13 protein-coding genes and 1 pseudogene are annotated in these 19,643 nt (G+C 66.7%); 12 read left to right on the top strand and 2 right to left on the bottom strand.

The annotated features are described in order from the left end of the window. Positions 1-5 precede the first annotated feature (5 nt). The 5 genes from R9B84_RS24005 to R9B84_RS23985 all read left to right on the top strand — a co-directional run bounded on the left by R9B84_RS24005 (position 6) and on the right by R9B84_RS23985 (position 6,658). The gene (locus tag R9B84_RS24005) at positions 6-1,130 is read left to right on the top strand and encodes an HlyD family secretion protein (RefSeq protein WP_423762552.1); all 1,125 of its coding nucleotides are present in this window, start codon (positions 6-8) and stop codon (positions 1,128-1,130) included. Next, positions 1,123-2,709: an MDR family MFS transporter gene (locus tag R9B84_RS24000; RefSeq protein WP_423762551.1), complete on the top strand. Its 1,587-nt coding sequence runs from the start codon at positions 1,123-1,125 to the stop codon at positions 2,707-2,709. Before R9B84_RS24005 ends, R9B84_RS24000 begins: the two co-directional genes overlap by 8 nt. A gap of 13 nt (positions 2,710-2,722) precedes the next feature. Next, positions 2,723-4,210: an efflux transporter outer membrane subunit gene (locus R9B84_RS23995; protein ID WP_423762550.1), complete on the top strand. Its 1,488-nt coding sequence runs from the start codon at positions 2,723-2,725 to the stop codon at positions 4,208-4,210. 223 nt (positions 4,211-4,433) lie between these two features. Beyond that, positions 4,434-5,969, top strand: a complete 1,536-nt coding sequence (locus R9B84_RS23990; protein WP_423762549.1) for a catalase — start codon at positions 4,434-4,436, stop codon at positions 5,967-5,969. Between the two features lie 77 nt (positions 5,970-6,046). Beyond that, positions 6,047-6,658 (top strand): ankyrin repeat domain-containing protein, encoded by a 612-nt coding sequence (locus tag R9B84_RS23985; protein WP_423762548.1) that lies wholly within the window; start codon positions 6,047-6,049, stop codon positions 6,656-6,658. 44 nt (positions 6,659-6,702) lie between these two features. Here R9B84_RS23985 and R9B84_RS23980 read toward each other — a convergent pair. Continuing rightward, positions 6,703-6,981: pseudogene (locus tag R9B84_RS23980) on the bottom strand (phosphotransferase); the annotation flags it as partial. A gap of 280 nt (positions 6,982-7,261) precedes the next feature. On the opposite strand from R9B84_RS23980, the gene R9B84_RS23975 reads away from it, so the two are divergent. The 6 genes from R9B84_RS23975 (at position 7,262) to R9B84_RS23950 (ending at position 16,900) form a co-directional block, all read left to right on the top strand. After that, positions 7,262-8,419 (top strand): efflux RND transporter periplasmic adaptor subunit, encoded by a 1,158-nt coding sequence (locus R9B84_RS23975; RefSeq protein ID WP_423762547.1) that lies wholly within the window; start codon positions 7,262-7,264, stop codon positions 8,417-8,419. A 20-nt stretch (positions 8,420-8,439) separates the two neighbouring features. Then, positions 8,440-11,583: a multidrug efflux RND transporter permease subunit gene (locus tag R9B84_RS23970; protein WP_423762546.1), complete on the top strand. Its 3,144-nt coding sequence runs from the start codon at positions 8,440-8,442 to the stop codon at positions 11,581-11,583. A gap of 4 nt (positions 11,584-11,587) precedes the next feature. Then, complete coding sequence (locus R9B84_RS23965; protein ID WP_423762545.1) at positions 11,588-13,018, top strand: efflux transporter outer membrane subunit; 1,431 nt, start codon at positions 11,588-11,590, stop codon at positions 13,016-13,018. A gap of 102 nt (positions 13,019-13,120) precedes the next feature. After that, positions 13,121-13,813: a response regulator gene (locus R9B84_RS23960; protein ID WP_423762544.1), complete on the top strand. Its 693-nt coding sequence runs from the start codon at positions 13,121-13,123 to the stop codon at positions 13,811-13,813. Positions 13,814-13,857: 44 nt separating this feature from the next. Continuing rightward, entirely contained in the window at positions 13,858-14,436 is a 579-nt protein-coding gene (locus R9B84_RS23955) for a histidine kinase (RefSeq protein ID WP_423762543.1), read from the top strand. A 631-nt stretch (positions 14,437-15,067) separates the two neighbouring features. After that, complete coding sequence (locus R9B84_RS23950) at positions 15,068-16,900, top strand: S53 family peptidase (RefSeq protein WP_423762542.1); 1,833 nt, start codon at positions 15,068-15,070, stop codon at positions 16,898-16,900. Positions 16,901-17,170: 270 nt separating this feature from the next. On the opposite strand, the gene R9B84_RS23945 is transcribed toward R9B84_RS23950, so the two are convergent. Continuing rightward, positions 17,171-17,827, bottom strand: coding sequence for a pyridoxamine 5'-phosphate oxidase family protein (locus tag R9B84_RS23945; RefSeq protein ID WP_423762541.1), 657 nt, complete (start codon positions 17,825-17,827; stop codon positions 17,171-17,173). Between the two features lie 327 nt (positions 17,828-18,154). Between R9B84_RS23945 and R9B84_RS23940 the strand changes: the two genes are divergently transcribed. After that, positions 18,155-19,621 carry a PLP-dependent aminotransferase family protein gene (locus R9B84_RS23940; RefSeq protein WP_423762540.1) on the top strand — a complete coding sequence of 489 codons (1,467 nt, stop codon included), beginning with the start codon at positions 18,155-18,157 and terminating at the stop codon, positions 19,619-19,621. Positions 19,622-19,643 lie beyond the last annotated feature (22 nt).

The raw sequence follows: 19,643 nt of genomic DNA, 5'->3' as shown, positions 1-19,643 counted from the left end.
CCAGCATGTCGACGCTGCAAGACCCGCCACAGAAAGTCAATCGTCAGGAAACCGGAACAACGCCGCGTAACGGAAAGGTCGGATCGAAGCGGCGCATCCTGCTCGTCGCCGCCGTGCTCGCGACCCTCGGCGCCGCCGTCTGGCTCGGCCGCTGGTGGACGGTCGGCCGCTTCATCGAAAGCACCAACGACGCGTACCTGCAGGCGGACAGCATGACGGCCGCGCCGAAGGTGGCCGGCTACGTGACCGACGTCTATGTGCGCGACAACCAGGCCGTGAAGGCCGGCGATCCGCTCGTGCGGCTCGACGTCCGCCAGTACCAGGTCGCGCTCGCGCAATCGCTGGCCACCGTCGACGCGCGCCGTGCCGATATCGCGCGCGCCGAAGCCGACATCAGCCAGCAGCACGCGAATCTCGAACAGGCCGATGCACAGGCGAAGGTGTCGCAAATCAACGCGCGGCACGCGAGCGACGAATACGCGCGTTATGCGCCGCTCGCGGCGACCGGCGCCGAAACGCACGAACGCGTCGCCGACCTGAAGAGCACGCGCGATCAGGCGGCCGCGACGCTCGCCGCGAACAATGCGTCGATCGCCGCCGCACGCACGCAGATCGTGTCGTTCACCGCGCAGCTCCAGCAGGCGCGCGCGCAGCTCGAGGCCGCGCAGGCCAGCGCCGCGCAGGCGCAGCTCGACCTCGACAACACGATCGTGCGCAGCACGCTCGACGGCCGCGTCGGCGATCGCACGGCGCGCGTCGGTCAATATGTGCAGCCCGGCACGCGCCTGCTGACCGTGGTTCCCGTCAATTCGATCTACCTCGTCGCAAATTTCAAGGAAACGCAGATCCGCCAGATGCGCATCGGCCAGCCCGTCGAACTGCATGTCGACGCACTGCCGGACGGCGCGCTGTCCGGCGTCGTCGACAGCTTCGCGCCCGGCACCGGCGCGCAGTTCGCGCTGCTGCCGCCCGAGAACGCGACCGGCAACTTCACGAAGATCGTCCAGCGCGTGCCGGTGCGTATCCGCCTCGCCACGGACGCCCGCGCGCAGCACATGCTGCTGCCGGGGCTGTCGGTGACGGTCGACGTCGATACGCGCTCGGCCCGCGACGAGCAGCGCCATGGCTGACACGCCCGCGACGACACCCGCGCCGCCGCACGAAGGCCGCGCTAGCGTGACCGACTGGATCGCGGTCGCGGCCGGCGCGCTCGGCGCGCTGATGGCGACGCTCGACATCTCGATCACGAACTCCGCGCTGCCGCAGATCCAGGGCGAAATCGGCGCCACCGGCACCGAAGGCACGTGGATCTCGACCGGCTACCTGATGTCGGAGATCGTGATGATCCCGCTCGCCGCGTGGCTCACGCGCGTGTTCGGGCTGCGCAATTTCCTGCTGACGAATTCCGCGCTCTTCATCGCGTTCTCGATGATGTGCGGCTGGTCGCATTCGCTGCCGATGATGATCGCCGGCCGGATCGGCCAGGGCTTCACCGGCGGCGCGCTGATCCCGACCGCGCAGACCATCATCCGCACACGGCTGCCGCTGTCGCAGCTACCGGTCGGGATGACGCTGTTCGGCCTGATCGTGCTGCTCGGGCCGCTGTTCGGCCCGGTGCTCGGCGGCTGGCTCGCGGAGAACGTGAACTGGAGCTGGTGCTTTTTCCTGAACCTGCCCGTGTGCCTGCTGCTGATGGCGCTGCTGGTGTTCGGGCTGCCGTCGGATCGTCCGCAATGGGGCGCGTTCTTCAACGCGGACTGGCTCGGGATCGCCGGCCTCGCGATCGGGCTGAGCTCGCTCACCGTCGTGCTCGAGGAAGGTCAGCGCGAGCGCTGGTTCGAATCGCAGACGATCGTCACGCTGAGCGTCGTGTCGTTCGTCGGGATGATCCTGATCGCGCTGTCGCAGCGCTTCGCGAAGCGGCCGATCATGCGGCTGTCGCTGATGCGCAACCCGCGCTACGCGAGCGTGATCGTGATCGTGTCCGCGGTCGGCGCCGGGCTGTACGGCGTGTCCTACCTGCTGCCGCAGTTCCTCGCGATCGTCGCCGGCTACAACGCGGAACAGGCCGGCGCGATCATGCTGCTGTCGGGGTTGCCGGCCTTTCTCGTGATGCCGATCCTGCCGCGCCTGCTCGGCAAGGTCGATTTCCGCATCCTCGTGATCTCGGGGCTGCTGCTGTTCTGCCTGAGCTGCATGCTCGACATCAGCCTGACCGCGCAGAGCGTCGGCCACGACTTCGTGTGGTCGCAACTGATCCGCGGCGTCGCGCAGATGCTCGCGATGATGCCGCTCAACCAGGCGTCGATGGCGGCCGTCGCGCGCGAAGACTCGGGCGACGCGGCCGGGCTCTACAACATGGCGCGCAATCTCGGCGGCTCGATCGGGCTCGCGATCATCGGCACCGTGATCGACCGGCGCACGACCTTCCATACGGCCGCGCTCCGCGAATCGGTCACCGCGAACTCGCCGATCGGGCAGGACAGGTTGTCGGCCTACGCGGCCAACTGGTTCGCACACACCGGCGATCTCGCGTATTCGAACCTGCGTGCGCTCGGACAGCTTGCGCAGCAGATCCAGATCCAGGCGGTCGTGATGACCTATTCCGAAACCTTTTATCTGCTGGGCCTCGCGCTGCTCGCGTGCGTGCCGCTCGCGCTGCTGCTGAGAACGCCGCGCGGGCCGCAGCCGATGTCGTCCGGCCATTGAACCGTCTTCCGCAATGAAACCCTTCTCCCTGCCCCGCCGCCCTGCGCTCACGCTGTGCGCGGCCGCGTGCCTGCTCGCCGGCTGCACGGTCGGCCCCGACTACCATGGCGCGCCCGCCGCGCCGGATGCGCCGACCTTCGTGCGCGCGCCGGCATCCGGCGTCGACACCGCCGCGCCCGCACCGAGCGCGTGGTGGCACGCGCTGAACGATCGCCAGCTCGACGAGCTGATCACCGCGGCGCTCGTATACAACCCCGATCTGCACGCCGCACAGGCGCGCTTGCGCGCTGCGCGCGCGCAGCTCTCGCAACAGCGCGCGGCCCAGTTGCCGAAATCGTCGGCCACCGTCGCGGCCATCCGCATGCGCGAACCGGACGTCAGCGCGCTCGGCTCATTACTGCCGTCGAACGGCTCGAACCAGTCGGGTGGTACGTCGCCGTCGCTGGGCGGCTCGGGGCCGCTGCAACTCTATTCGGCAGGCTTCGACGCGACCTGGGAAATCGACCTGTTCGGCGGCACGCGCCGTGCGGTCGAAGCCGCGTCCGCGCAGGCCGAGGCCGTCGACGCCGATCTCTCGGACACCCAGGTGTCGATCGCCGCCGAAGTCGCGACCGCCTACGTCGACCTGCGCGACCAGCAGCAGCGGCTGGCGCTGTCGCAGCGCACGGCCGAACTGCAACAGACGATGCTCGAACTGACGCAGCAGCGCCGCGCACGCGGCATCGCGGCCGACGTGGACATCGAACGCCTGACGACGCAGGTCGAGAGCACGCGTGCGTCGCTGATCCCGCTCGACGCGCAGGTGACGGAGTCGCTCGACCGGCTCGCGATCCTGACGGGCCGCGCGCCGGGTGCGCTCGACGCCGCGCTGTCGACACCGGACGCTCCGCTGCCGACGCTGCCCGGCAGCGTCGCAATCGGCGATCCGGCCGCCTTGCTGAAGCAGCGCCCCGACATTCGCGCGGCCGAGCGCCGGCTCGCGTCGAGCCAGGCGCAGATCGGCGAGCATGTCGCCGACTATTTCCCGAAGGTGACGCTGCTCGGCGATCTCGGCTTCAGCGCGACGGACCCCGGCCATCTGTTCCGCAAGCAGAACTTCACGTGGATCGGCGCGCCGTATCTGCAATGGAACATTCTCGACTTCGGCCGCACACGCGGCGCGGTGCGCGCGGCCGAAGCATCGCGCGACGAAGCGGAAGCGAACTATCAGAAGGCGGTGCTCGGCGCGCTGCAGGACGCAAATTCGGCACTGCAGCGCTACGGGCACCAGCGCGAGCACGTCGTTGCGCTCACCAAGGTCCAAACGTCGGCCGTGCATTCCCGATCGCTGATGGACGAGCGCTATCGCGCGGGCGTCGCATCGATGATCGATCTGCTCGACACGCAACGCGAAGCGCTGTCCGCGCAGCAGAACGTGATCGCCGGGCAAGCCGAACTGATCAAGGATTATGTGTCGCTGCAGAAGAGCCTCGGGCTCGGATGGCAGGCAGGCGCGGGTTGACGGTGCCCGCGCAATACATGCACGACTGCGGCATCATTCGCAACGCAACGACTCATTGCGCGCGCAACAATATGTTCTCTCCTCCCGCATCGACCGGGCCCGCCCCGCACCGACGCCGCGGCTATCGAAAACATATCCAATATCAATTAGCCATTCGTCTGACGATCTCTTCTAATTCAGTCGGCTTCCCCACCACCGATCGGATTCAAGGAGTTCCATCGTCATGTCCTCATCCTCCCATCGCGTGCTGCGGCACGCAGTCGCCGCGATCTGCGTTGCACTCTCCGCTTCTCCCCATGCCGCCGAACTCACCCGCGACAGCGGCGCGCCCGTCGGCGACAACCAGAATTCGCAGACGGCCGGCCCTGCCGGCCCCGTGCTCCTGCAGGACTCCGCGCTCATCGAGAAACTGCAGCGCTTCGATCGCGAGCGCATTCCCGAACGTGTCGTGCATGCGCGCGGCACCGGCGCATTCGGCGAGTTCGTGCCGACCGCAGACATCTCGGACCTGACGAAAGCGAAGGTCTTCACGCCGGGCACCCGCACGCCGGTGTTCGTGCGGTTCTCCACCGTGATGGGCTCGCGCGGCTCGCCCGAACAGGCGCGCGATCCGCGCGGCTTCGCGGTGAAGTTCTATACGCAGCAGGGCAACTGGGACATGGTCGGCATCAACTGGCCCGTGTTCTTCATTCGCGACGGCATCAAGTTCCCCGACTTCGTGCACGCGAACAAGCCGAGCGCCGTAACCGGCGTGCAGGACCCGAACCTCGCATTCGACTTCTTCGCGAACACGCCCGAAGCGACGCACATGCTGACGATGCTGTACACGAATGCCGGCATGCCCGATTCGTATCGCCGCATGGACGGCTTCGCGGTGCATGCATTCAAGTTCGTCAATGCGCACGGCGACGTGCACTACGTGAAGTTCCACTGGAAAAGCCAGCAAGGCGTGCACGGCCTGCGTCCGCAGGACATTGCCGCGTCGATCGGGCGCGACTGGAACATGATGACGAACGACCTGTACGGCGCGCTGAAGCAAGGCGACTACCCGAAGTGGGATCTGTACGTGCAGGTGCTCACGCCGAAGGACTTGAACCGTTTCGACTTCGATGCACTGGACGACACGAAGGTCTGGACCGGTGTCCCCGAACGCAAGATCGGCACGATGACGCTGAATCGCGTGCCCGACAACTACTTCCAGTCGACCGAGGAATCGGCGTTCGCGCCGTCGCGGCTCGTGCCGGGCATCGAACCGTCCGAAGACCGGATGCTGCAGGATCGCCTGTTCGCGTATGCCGACACGCAGCTGTACCGGCTCGGCTCGAACTACATGGACCTGCCGATCAACCGGCCCGTCGTGCCGGTGGTCAACAACAACCAGGACGGCAAGATGAATGCCGGCGACCGCAAGGGCGAGGTGAACTACGAGCCGTCGACGCTGCACGAGCTCGCGCCGGATCCGCAGTACAAGTCCGTCCGCACGGCGCTCGCCGGAACGACGCAACAGGAAGCGATCCGCAAGAAGCTGCTGTTCCGTCAGGCGGGCGAGTACTACCGCGGCCTGTCGCAGCAGGACAAGGATGACCTGATCACCGCGCTGTCCGGCGATCTCGGCAAGGTGACGAACGCGCGCAACCAGTACGCGATGCTGTCGTACTTCTACAAGGCCGACGCCGACTACGGTACGCGTCTCGCGCAAGCCGTCCACGCGAACGTTCAGCAGGTGCAGTCGCTCGCGGCGAAGCTGAACGAGAACTGATCCCGCGACTCCGGTCGCCGTCGACGTGCGGGGTTGCGCCGCGCACGTCGGCCTTATCTCCACATCAGGACATCCCCATGCGATCAGAACGCCTGACACGCACGATCCGCGCGACCGCAACGGCCCTGGCGCTGGCCGCGATCGCCGGCTGCGCGCACCTTCCCGACCAACCGGCGTATTCCAGGGCCGATCCCGCCGCGCTGCGCCGCTATGACGGCGACTGGTTCGACGCCGCCCGCGTCGGACGCGTCGATATCCTGCGTGGATTGCACGATGCCGGCTATCCGCTCGACGCCACCAACGGCCGCGGCTATACGGCCGTGATACTCGCGTCCTACGACGGCCAGCCCGCCGCGCTCGACTACCTGCTGTCGGCCGGCGCCAATGCATGCGCCGGCGATCGCCACGGCAACACGGCGCTGATGGGCGCCCTCTTCAAGAACGAACCCGACATCGCGCGGCGCCTGATCGATACGCGTTGCCCGATCGACCAGACGAACGGCGCCGGCGAAACCGCGCTGGGGTTCGCGACGCTGTTCAATCGCTTCGAGCTGATTCCGCTGCTCGTTGCGCATGGCGCGAATCCGAACCATGTCGATCGGCGCGGCCAGTCGCTGCTGCGGCTCGCGCTGACGCACGACAACACGGAAGCCGCGGATGCGTTGCGACATGCCGGCGCAGAACAGTAGCGCGGCTACGATCGAACCTCCCGTACCGCGCGAACAATGGCGCGCCATTCGCTGCCGGGATCCGCTTCGATATCGCGCGCCGCCAGAGCCAGATCCTGATAGCGATCGGCCACGCCCAGACGACCGCAATCGATGAAGCCGGAGTAGCGGCCGCCGTCGACCATGAAATTGGGCAGGCACGCGTCGCCGCGCGTGACCACCCTGTCTTCGGTTAACGGCCGGCGCGCCTGAAGCCTCGCGAACAGGTCACCCAACGGCACACCCGTACTCGAGTCGTCGAGGTTGTCTTCGTCGACGAGCCCCGCGTTCATCCGCGCGCGGGCACTTCATTGCCGAGCTTGTCGTTGTCGATCACATCGAGCTCGATCCTCGTTGACGGGGCCTGCACACGCAATGTTGGCGGCACCGCGCGAAACAGCCGGGAACAATACAGCGCCGCGCCCACTCATCGGAGCATGGCAAGGCCTGCCGACATCTTCTTTTCCGCGCCTTTCTCCCGCTCCATCGAATCTCCATCTTTCCGCATCAAAGACGCCAACTATTCGACGCAAACTCCACCCCGTCAAAGCAGGCAGTGGGCTGCCTGCGCTTCCTGGAGTCGCTATGAAGAATCAGAAACGATGCTGCTACGGCGCCGTATGCGCGCTGGTGGCGGCGATGCTGGCGGGTTGCGGGCCCGCCGGGCAGCAGGCCGCCGCACCGGCCACCCCGGTTGCGGCGATGACCCTGGCAGCCTCGCGCCTCGACGTGACCGAAGACCTGCCGGGCCGCGTCGCGGCCGTGCGGACCGCCGAGATCCGGCCGCAGGTCAGCGGCATCGTGCAACGGCGGCTGTTCGAGCAAGGCAGCGAAGTGCGCGCGGGCCAGCCGCTGTTCCAGATCAATCCGGCGCCGTTCAAGGCGGACATGGATACGGCCGCGGCGTCGCTGCAGCGCGCGCAGGCCGCGCTCGAGCGCGCGAAGGTGCAGACGGCGCGCTTCAAGCCGCTCGTCGAAGCCGATGCGATCAGCCGCCAGGTGTACGACGACGCCGTGTCGCAGCGCGACCAGGCGGCCGCCGACGTGGCCCAGGCCCGCGCGACGCTCGCGCGCCGCCAGCTCGACCTGAAATTCGCGACGGTGGAAGCCCCGATCGCCGGCCGCATCGACCAGGCGCTCGTGACCGAAGGGGCGCTGGTCGCCAGCACCGACAGCCAGCCGATGGCGCGCATCCAGCAGATCGATCAGGTCTACGTGGACGTGCGCCAGCCGGCCGCGTCGCTCGAATCGCTGCGCGGCGCGCTCGCGTCGCAGCCGGGCGCAACGGGCAACGGCCTGCCGGTCGACGTGCTGCGCGGAGACGATACGCGCTACGACGTGAAGGGCCGCATGCTGTTCTCGGGCGTCAACGTCGACCCGGGCACCGGCGACGTGCTGGTGCGCGTGCTGGTCGACAACCCGAAGCGCCAGCTGCTGCCGGGCATGTACGTGCGCGCCCGCATTCCGCGCGCCCACTATGCGAACGCGCTGACGGTGCCGCAGCAGGCAGTCGTGCGCGCTGGCGGCAAACCGCAGGTCTGGGTGCTCGACGCGAAGGGCACCGCGCATCTGAAGGCCGTCGAAGTCGGCGAGCTGACGAACCGCAGCTATCGCATCAAGTCGGGCCTGCAGGCCGGGCAGAAGATCGTCGTCGAAGGCATGGAACGCCTGATCGACGGCGCACCGACCGCCGCGACCGACTGGAAGTCGCCTGACGCGGCCACCACCGCGTCCGCGCACTGAGTCACAGGGAGCCTTCAGTCATGGCTGAATTCTTTATCCGCCGCCCGGTCTTTGCGTGGGTGATCGCCCTCTTCATCATCCTGATGGGGCTGATCGCGATCCCGCAACTGCCGATCGCGCGCTATCCGTCGGTCGCGCCGCCGACCGTCACGATTACCGCAAGCTACCCCGGCTCCACGCCGCAGACGATGAACGACGGCGTGCTGAGCCTCATCGAACGCGAACTGTCCGGCGTCAAGAACCTGCTTTACTTCGAATCGTCGGCCGACACGTCCGGCAGCGCGCAGATCACGGTGACGTTCAAGCCCGGCACCGATCCGGCGATGGCGCAGGTCGACGTGCAGAACAAGCTCAAGACCGTCGAGCCGCGTCTGCCGTCGGTCGTGCGCCAGAACGGCGTGATCGTGGAATCCGCGTCGTCGGGCTTCCTGATGCTCGTTGGCCTGCGTTCCGACAACGGCCGCTTCGACGAAGGCGCGCTCAGCGATTACATGTCGCGCAGCGTGGCCGAGGAACTGCGCCGGATCGACGGCGTGGGCCGCGTGCAGCTGTTCGGCTCCGAACGCGCGATGCGCGTCTGGGTAAATCCGCAGAAGCTGATCAACTACGGCCTGTCGATGAGCGACCTGACGACCGCGATCGGTCAGCAGAACGTACAGATCGCGCCGGGCAGCCTCGGCGCGTCGCCCGCGCTGCCGGGCCAGCGCGTGAGCGTGCCGCTCACCGTCCAGGGCCAGCTCACGACGCCGGAAGAGTTCGCGGCCGTCGTGCTGCGCGCGAACGCGGACGGCTCCAGGGTCGTGCTCGGCGACGTCGCCCGCGTCGAGCTCGGCTCGCAGGGTTACGGCTTCGTGAACCGCGAGAACGGCAAGCCGGCCACCCTCGCCGGCGTGCTGCTCTCGCCGGGCGCGAATGCGGTGAAGACCGCCGATGCCGTGCGTACGCGGATGGCCGAGCTGAGCAAGGCGATGCCGTCGGGCATGACCTACTCGATTCCGTTCGATACGTCGCCGTTCGTGAAGATCTCGATCGAGAAAGTGCTGAACACGCTGATCGAGGCGATGGTGCTCGTGTTCCTCGTGATGTACCTGTTCCTGCAAAACGTGCGCTACACGCTGATTCCGGCCATCGTCGCGCCGGTCGCGATGCTCGGCACGTTCACGATCATGGCGATGACAGGCTTCTCGATCAACGTGCTGACGATGTTCGGCATGGTGCTCGCAATCGGCATCATCGTCGACGACGCGATCGTCGTCGTCGAGAACGTCGAGCGCCTGATGGCGGAGGAAGGCCTGTCGCCGAAGGACGCGACGTCGAAGGCGATGAAGGAAATCACGGGCGCCATCGTCGGCATCACGCTCGTCCTGACCGCCGTGTTCATCCCGATGGCCATGTCGAGCGGCTCGGTCGGCGTGATCTACAAGCAGTTCACGCTGTCGATGGCCGTGTCGATCCTGTTCTCGGCGCTGCTCGCGCTGACGCTCACGCCGGCCCTGTGCGCGACGATGCTCAAGCCGGTCGAACCGGGCCATCACGAGAAGCGCGGCTTCTTCGGCTGGTTCAACCGCCGCTTCGACCGCCTGACGAAATGGTACGAGACGCGTGTCGGCCGCCTGGTCGGCCGCACGGGTCGCGTGATGCTGCTGTTTGTCGCGATCGCGGGCGCGCTGGTGTTCGGCTTCAGGAACCTGCCGTCGTCGTTCCTGCCCGACGAGGACCAGGGCTACTTCATGACCAGCTTCCTGCTGCCTGCGGACGCAACCACCGAGCGCACGCATGACGTGGTCAGGAAGCTGGAGAAGCATCTTGCTTCGCGCGCGGCGATCCAGTCGAACATTTCCGTGATGGGCTACGGCTTCTCCGGCCAGGGCTCGAACGCCGCGCTGAGCTGGGCGGTGCTCAAGGACTGGAAGAACCGCGGCGGCTCGTCGACGCTCGAGGAAAGCATGCTCGCCCAGCGGGCGATGGCCGGCGTGACCGAAGGCGCGGTGATGAGCCTGCTGCCGCCGGCGATCGACGAAATGGGCAACAGCTCGGGCTTCACGATGCGCCTCGAAGACCGCGCCAACCAGGGCGAGGCCGCGCTCAAGGCGGCTGAAGCGAAGCTGCTCGGACTGGCCGCGCAAAGCAGGATCGTGACGGGCGTGTATCCGGACAGCCTGCCGGCCGGCACGAGCGTGCGCCTGGAGATCGACCGTGCGAAGGCGCAAGCGCTCGGCGTGTCGTTCACGACGCTCAGCGACACGCTGTCGACCGCGATGGGCTCGACCTACGTGAACGACTTTCCGAACGCGGGCCGCATGCAGCAGGTGATCATCCAGGCCGATGCGCCCGCGCGCATGCAGATCGACAACGTGATGAAGCTCTATGTGCGCAACGCGGCCGGCGGTATGGTCCCGCTGTCCGAAATGGTCCGCCCGGTCTGGACCGAGACGCCGCTGCAGATGGTGCGCTTCCAGGGCTACCCGTCCGCGCGTATTTCGGGCGGCGCCGCACCCGGCCAGTCGAGCGGCGCGGCCATGGCCGAGATGGAGCGTCTCGCCGCGCAATTGCCGCCCGGCTTCGCGGTCGAATGGACCGGGCAGTCGCTGCAGGAACGCCAGTCGGCGTCGGAGGCGCCGATGCTGATGGTGCTGTCGATGATCGTCGTGTTCCTGGTGCTGGCCGCGCTGTACGAGAGCTGGTCGATTCCGCTGTCGGTGATGCTGGTGGTGCCGCTCGGCCTGATCGGTGCGATCGGCGCGGTGCTGCTGCGCGGATTGCCGAACGACGTGTTCTTCAAGGTCGGGATGATCACCGTGATCGGCCTGTCCGCCAAGAACGCAATCCTGATCGTCGAATTCGCGAAGCAGTTGCGCGAGGAAGGCAAGGGGTTGATCGAAGCAGCCGTGCAAGCGTCGAAGCTGCGCCTGCGCCCGATCCTGATGACCTCGCTCGCGTTCGGCCTCGGCGTCGTACCGCTGATGATCGCGACCGGCGCAAGCGCCGAGACGCAGCACGCGATCGGTACCGGTGTGTTCGGCGGCATGGTGACCGCCACCGTGCTGGCCGTTTTCTTCGTCCCTGTTTTCTTTGTGTTCGTGATGAGTATCCAGGAGCGCGTCTCCGCGTGGCGGGCCTCCCGCCGGAAACCTGCCGCTGCACACCACGAACAAGAAGGTTGATGCCATGCGATTGCTTGTTCTCCCCCTCGTCCTTGCCCTGTCGGCATGCTCGCTGGCGCCGACGCTGGTCAAGCCTGACATGCCGGTGCCGACGGCCTACACGGCTGCCGCTGCCGCCGACCGGCAAGCCAATGCGGCCGATCTCGGCTGGCGCACGATGTTCGGCGACCGCCGCCTGCAGCGCCTGATCGAGATCGCACTCGACAACAATCGCGACCTGCGCCTCGCGGCGCTGAATGTCGACGCCGCCGAAGCGCAGTACGGCATCCAGCGCTCGGCGCGCCTGCCGTCCATCGGCGCGGGCGCGAACTTCACGCGCCAGCGCACGGCGGCCGACCCGCAGTCGAACCCGCCAGTGTTCGAAACGACGCAGAACCAGTACGGCGTGAACGTCGGCATCAGCGCGTTCGAGATCGACCTGTTCGGCCGCGTGAAGTCGCAGTCGGATGCGGCATTCGCACGCTACGTCGCAACCGATCACGGCCGCCGCGCGGTGCAGATTTCGCTCGTCGGCGCGGTGGCGGACGCGTATTTCGCGGAACGCCTCGCGCAGGAGCAGCGTCGCTTGTCCGAACGCACGCTCGGCGACTGGCAACAGTCGCTCGATCTCGCGCGCCGCCTCAAGGAAGCGCATCAGGCGAGCGGTGTCGACATCGCGCAGGCCGAAGGCCAGGTCGCGAGCGCCACCGCCGATCTGGAGGCGCGCACGCGCGCCGTCGAGCAGGCGCGCAACGCGCTGCGCCTGCTGCTCGGCACCGAGCCGCCGAAGGATCTGCCCGACGCGCTGCCGCTGCAGCAGCAGCCGGTGATGACGCAACTGCCGGCCGGGCTGCCGTCCGAGCTGCTGTTCCGCCGCCCGGACATCCAGCAGGCCGAACAGAACCTCGTCGCCGCGAATGCGGACATCGGCGCCGCCCGCGCCGCGTTCTTCCCGCGCCTGTCGCTGACGTCGTCGATCGGCTTCCTCAGCCCGGCGATGGGCAGCCTGTTCGCCGGCGGCCAGAACGTGTGGAGCTTCGCGCCGCAGGTCACGGTGCCGATCTTCCAGGGCGGCCGGCTGCGCTCCGAGCTGCGCCTCGCGGAAGTGCGCAAGTCCAGCGCGGTGGCCGAATACGAACGCGCGATCCAGACCGCGTTCCGCGAAGTGGCCGATGGTCTCGCCGGGCGCGAAACCTTCGGCCGCCAGATCGAAGCGCAGACGCGCGTGGTCAGCTCGGCCGAACGCCGCACCGACCTGTCGAACCTGCGTTATCGCGCGGGCGTCGAGGGTCGGCTCGAGTTGCTGGATTCGCAGCGGCAGCTCTATTCGGCACGGCAGGCGCTGCTCGACCTGCGTCGCAGCGAGCTCGGCAATGCCGTCGCGCTGTACAAGGCGCTCGGCGGCGGCCTGACGGAACAGGACGTCGCGCCTTCGACGAGCGTGGTGCAGAACTGAACGACGGGCGCTGCGCCCTCCGCGGCAGCACGCGGAATGGCGCAGCGCGATTCAGCCCGGCAACGGGCTGCTCCGATGGTTCGACATCGCACGGCAAACCCAATGACGAACTCCCTGATACTGATTGCAGAAGACGAACCCGAGATCTCCGACATCCTCGACGCGTACCTGAAGCACGACGGTTTTCGCACCTGCCGCGTCGCGGACGGGCAAGCGGTGCTCGACGTTCAATCGCACCTGAAGCCCGACCTGATCCTGCTCGACGTGAAGATGCCGCAAAAGAACGGCTGGGACGTGCTCGCCGAGCTTCGGCGGCGCTGCGATACGCCGGTCGTCGTCATTACCGCGCTCGACCGCGACCTCGACCGGCTGCAGGCACTGCATGGCGGCGCGGACGACTACGTCGTCAAGCCGTTCAACCCGGCCGAGGTCGTCGCGCGGCTTCGCGCGATCCTGCGCCGCGCGGGCCCGCCGCCGACCGCGCGTATGCTTCGCGTCGGCGATCTGGAGATCGACACCGAAAGCTATCTGGTGCGCGTGCGGACGGAATCGGCCGAGGTGCCGATTGCGCTGACGCTGACCGAATTCCGGCTGCTCGCGCACATGGCGAGATCGCCGAGCCGCGTCTTCACGCGAAGCGAACTGCTCGATGCGTGCATGGCCGATGTGAGTGCACTGGAGCGCACGGTCGACAGCCACGTCAGCAGGCTGCGCAGGAAGCTCGAACAGGCCGGCGCGCCGGGCATGCCCGAAGTGATGCGCGGTGTCGGCTACCGGCTGCGGGGCGCGCAGTGACCGTGCCGTCGAAGCCGAGCCGGCAGATCGGGCTGGCGCTCGGCTTGCTCGCGATCGCCGTCGTGCTGATTGCCTGCACCGTTGCCTTCTTCATTTGCGCATGGCGCGAGCCGGTTGCGTTGCAGCACGACGCAACGGCCGGCGCGACGATCCGCAACGCGTCCACTTTCCTGTTGTTCGCGACGGCGCTGTTCGCCTGCCTGCTCGCAGCCGTGTTCGACCTGCTCACGCTGATTCGCCGCACGCTCGCGTCGCTCGACTCGGCGGCGGACAGCGCCGGCCGCGTCGTGACCGGCGATTTTTCCGCGCCCGCAGTCTCCCGCGACGGCTGCCTGACCGACATGTCACGATTCATTGAGGACTTCAATGCGATGACCATTCATCTGAAACACTTGACTTCGTTCGATGCGGCAACCGCGGCCGCCGGCAGTGGCAACGCAATGCGCGCACCACTCGCGGAACTCGAGACCCGGCTCGAAGAGATCCGGGGGCTCGCCACCGAAGCGGACGCATCGTCGCGCGAAGCCCTGCTTCACTGTGTGGACGGGCTGTTCCGGTTTGTCGACGACCTTCGGGTTGCCGAGCAACCGGAAGCGCCGCCCATTCGAGCACTTCCTCGATAACGGTCGGCCCATTACATGACAAATCGGAAAGGATCGGCGAATCTCATTCAGCATTACCTGCGAAAGCGATTTTGAAAATTACAAAATACTGCCGATCTTTTCAAAAACATTTCGCTTTATTCGATTTAATTTTGTTTCATATAATCAAAAAAAGTTTGACACTCCGCTTTCGTTCTTGATACCGTCAGCTTCAAGCAATCGGACGAATTGTTCACCACGCAATCGATTCCGCATCACGTTTTTTTCGCTTCCGTCGCACCGAAGTGCTCGCCGCCGACCGTGTCGTTCGCGCACCGGCGCATGCAACATCCCGATGCAACTCATTGGACGGCTGCCATCCGGCAGCGGGCCGAAGGATCGAATCAAATGAGCAGGACAACGAAGCTGTTGCTCTAGCAATCCCGCCCGCGCCATGTCCGCGCGGCTGCCCCGCATCGCGGCGCAGCCCTTCCACTACCGCATTTTCCGTATTTCGCCCCCGGAGAGAAACCACCTTTCCGGATCGGGTGAAAGGCCCTGTCGCGTCCGCGCCAACCGCACGAGCGCGACAGAAAGCGGCGGTGCACGACCCGCACCGCTGTCGACCGTTGTTGTTCGTGCCGTTCGATGTTCAACCGGAGGGGTAATTCAAATGAATCAGGTTGCAGACAAGAAACAAAAGCACATTCGCATCGTCAAGCTCGCATTCGCCGCCGCCGCGGCCGCTTCGTTCGGCATGGCGACCGCCCACGCCGCGCCGGCGGCCGGCTGGACGGAAACGCGCACCAAGGGGTTCCTGCCGCTCGTGCAGCAGAGCGAAGCCGGCGCGGCCGGTGCACCTGCCGCGAGCACGGCTGCCGCCGCGGCCGCGGCCATCGAACTGGCGCCCGGCGAATCGGTGGACATCGTGCTCGGGCTGAACCTGCGCAACGAGGCGCAACTCGACCAGACCCTGCGCGACCTGCATACGCCCGGCTCGCCGCACTACCGGCAGTTCCTCACGCCGGCGCAGTTCGCCGCGCAATATGCGCCGACCGACCAGCAGGTCGCGTCCGTCGTCGCGCACCTGCGCAAGGAAGGTTTCGTGAACATCGTGGTCGCGCCGAACCGCCTGCTGGTGTCCGCGTCCGGCACCGCGGCGACCATCAAGTCCGCGTTCCGCACGACGCTCAAGCGCTTCACGCGCAACGGCCGCAGCGTCTATGCGAATACCGACGCCGCGCAAGTGCCGAACGCGATCGGCGGCATCGTGGGTGCCGTGCTCGGCCTGCAGAACGTCGAGCTGATGCATACCGGCGCGGTCGGCAAGCCGCAAGGCAACACCAGCAACCTGACGATCCCGGCCGGCGCGTCGGCGGTGCCGCACAACCCGACCGAATTCTCGTCGATCTACGGCGGCGACGGCACGCCGACGGCCTCGCAAACCACGGTCGGCATCATCTCCGAAGGCGACCTGTCGCAGACGGTGAGCGACCTCAATACGTTCGCCGCGAACAACGGCCTGGGCACGATCAGCAGCAGCATCGTGCAGACCGGCCCGGCCGGCAGTTCGTACACCGATACGTCCGGCACCGTCGAGTGGAACCTCGACAGCCAGTCGATCGTCGGCGCCGCCGGCGGCAGCGTTAAGCAGGTCGTGTTCTACGCGGCGCCGTCGATGACGCTCACGGCGATCACGGCCGCGTACAACAAGGTGGTGACGGACAACGTCGCGAAAGTGATCAACGTGTCGCTCGGCGTGTGCGAATCGTCCGCAAACAGCACCGGCTCGCAAGCGACCGACGACACCATCTTCAAGCAGGCGGTCGCGCAGGGGCAGACCTTCTCCGTCTCCGCGGGCGACCACGGCGCGTACGAATGCGCGAGCGGCACGCCGTCGCGCTCGACCTACACGGTGAGCGAACCGGCGACGTCGCCGTACGTGATCGCGGTGGGCGGCACGACGCTGTTCACCAACACGTCGACCAACGCGTACAACAGCGAGATCGTCTGGAACGATCCGAGCTGGCAGCCGGGCACCGTGTGGTCGACGGGCGGCGGATACAGCAAGTACGAGGCCGCGCCGTCGTGGCAATCGTCGAGCCTCACCGGGTCGACCAAGCGCGCGCTGCCCGACGTCGGCTTCGACGCCGACCTGCGCACCGGCGCGATTCTGGTGGTGAACGGCCAGACGTCCGACACGCTGTGGGGCTCGGGCTACCTGAACAACGAAGGCGGCACGAGCCTCGCCGCACCGATCTTCACGGGCATCTGGGCGCGGCTGCAGTCGGCGAACAACAATGCGCTCGGGTTCCCCGCGTCGAGCATCTACAAGTACTTCCCGTCCAACGCGGCACTGCTGCACGACGTCACGTCCGGCAACAACGGCAGCGGCACCTACGGCTACAAGGCGAAGGCCGGCTGGGACGCAACGACGGGCTTCGGCAGCGTGAACATCTCGAAGCTGAACGCGTTCATCCAGAGCACGTCGGATTTCGCGCGCTGATGGATCAATGACCGACGCGGTTACAGGGCGCGCCGTTCGTGCGCCCGGAATCGCATGCAACTGCGTAAAGAACCCGCGAAGGCCTCGACGCCCTCGCGGGTTTTCTGCATTCCGCGTACGGCGCGACGATGCGACCGCGCCGCATCCAGACCCCGCGGAGTCGCATCCGCCGCACGAGTCGCTCGAACACCGCACGGCCTGCAAGGCCGCAGGTACCGGTATCGCGCGCGCGGCCGTATTCGTCGAAACCTTCAGGTCTTGCCGCCGAACTCAATCGGCCCAGTTCCGGACGTAGTCCGGCACGGGCACGCCGCCGTTTCCGTCGGCATGAACCGGCGTACCGCGCGTCGTCTTCAGCGGCAGGATCCCCGCCCATACGGCGAGCGCGAGATCTTCCTCCTTGTCTGAAGGCAGCGAATCGCTGACTTTCACGGCCGCCTCCGCAAGAGACATCCGCAGCACGCTGGTTGCGTTGATTTCCTTCGAATTACCCGGTCGGGCTTCATGTTTTCGGCCCGCGGCGATCTTGTCCATGAAGGCATCCATCGCTGCGAGTTTTGCCGCGCTGCCATCCACCACGTCGAACTGCCCGTAGATCACCGCCGATCGATAATTCATCGAATGACTGAAGGCCGACTTGGCCAGCACGAGCCCATCCAGCAGCGTAATCGCCACGGACGCCTGCGCACCCGCAGACAACGCCTTGATCATCCGGCTCCCGTTGGACCCGTGAATATAGAGATCATCGTCCCTTCTCCAGTGCGCAGTCGGGATGCAGTGCGTGTCCCGTCCGTCGCCGAACGCGATGTGACAGACGTACGCATCGTCCACGATGCGGTGGAGCATCGTGCGATCGCGATTCGCCAGTTCGGGCAGGCGGCGAATGGTGGTACGGGATGTGGGAGCGCTCAGGGTCTGGTCGTTCATGTTTCGTTTTCCTGTTCGCGCGCCGCCTGGCGCGCATCGATCGGCCCGCGTTTTCGCAAGACGCGGATATCCGGTCGAATATATCTATGCACTACGAAATGAATCAAATCGGAATCGAACGATATCGATGCGTGAGCAGCCGATCGATCGACTCATCGACAGCCGCTCGCCAAATCGATCAAAATACGCGATTGCAACGATCGTCCGACGTACCGGCAATCCGCTGCGAATCGCCCGGCACGGGCCTGCGCCACGAGAACGTGAACAATACGATGTGCGTTGATTCTTAAAAAGAACCAGCCCAAGGAAAATTTCTGGAACCAGCCTATGGATCTCGCGCTGCTCATCTCGTCGCTTTCCAGACAGGACGGCACGACAAGGCACAGCCAGCAGGAAGCCCTGTACCGGAGCCTGCGCAACATGCTGCTGGACGGGCAGATTCCGCCCCGCACGCGGCTCGTGTCGACGCGCGTGCTCGCGGCAGAGCTGGGGATTGCGCGCAACTCCGCGGTCTATGCGTACGAGCGTCTTGCCGAGGAGGGCTTCGTGGCGGCCACGCGCAACGGCACGATCACGCTGTGGGACGGATGCGGCCGATCGAGCGCCGGTAATGACGACAGCCCGGCCCCGGTTCACCTGTCCGAGCGCGTGCACGGCCTGGAGAACGCCCATCCCGAACCCGAGCGCATGCTGCCGTTCGTCCCCGGTCTCCCGTCGCTCGACGAATTCCCCGTCGCCCAGTGGCGCCGTTGCATCGAGCGCGCGTGGAAAGCCGTCAAACCCGCCCAGCTCGCGTATGGCCCGGTCGAAGGGCTGCCCGAATTGCGGCGCGCCGTGGCCGCCTACATCCGCGTCTCGCGAGGCGTGCGCTGCGAGACCGGCCAGGTATTCATCACCGACGGCACGCAGAGCAGCCTCGAGCTGTGTGCGCGCATGCTTGCGAATCCCGGCGAATTCGGCTGGCTCGAGAACCCCTGCTATAACGGCGCCCGGACGGCATTCCGCTCGACCGGCCTGAATATCGTGCCGATCGAGGTCGACCACGAAGGCATGGCGCCGACCGACGAACAGTGGCGCAACAAGCCGCCCCGGCTGATCTATACGACGCCGTCGCACCAATACCCGCTCGGCGCGCTGATGAGCCCGCGGCGACGGGCGGCGCTCGTCGAGCACGCACGTGCATGCGGTGCGTGGATCATCGAGGACGACTACGACAGCGAATTCCGCCATGGCGGCCAGCCGCTCCCGGCGATCCAGGGCCTGGACGCCGACGCGCCGGTCTGCTATCTCGGCACGTTCAGCAAGACGATGTTTCCCGCCCTCCGGCTCGGCTTCATGGTGGTACCGCCGGTCCTGGTCGACCGCTTCACCCGAACGCTGCGCGAACTCGTCCATCGCGGCCATTCGGCCGATCAACTGGCGATGGCCGAATTCATCGACACCGGCCTCTTTGCGCGGCACCTGCGCCGCATGAGGACGCTGTACGCCGAGCGGCGCAGCAGCCTCGAAGCGGCCCTCGCCCGCCACCTCGGCACCGCGTTGAGCGTTCGGGAGAGCCCGGGCGGCATGCATCTGTCGGCGGATCTCGCGCTGCCGCTGCACGACACCGAAGTCGCGCGCGCCGCGTCCGCGCACGGCCTGCTGCTTCAGCCGCTGAGCAGCTACGCCGTCGGCGACGGCCGCCGGTACAACGGCTTCGTGCTCGGATATTCCGGCTTGAGCGACGCGACGGTCGCGACAGCGACGATGCAGTTCGCGGACGTCATCGAAAAACTCAGCCGCTCGCGGAGCTGAGCGCCGCACGCCGCATCGTCGC

Source organism: Burkholderia sp. NLJ2 (assembly GCF_049487195.1).
GTDB lineage: Bacteria > Pseudomonadota > Gammaproteobacteria > Burkholderiales > Burkholderiaceae > Burkholderia > Burkholderia pyrrocinia.
Note: the sequence above shows the minus strand (reverse complement) of the source record. Positions and strands in the feature narration are given on the sequence as shown.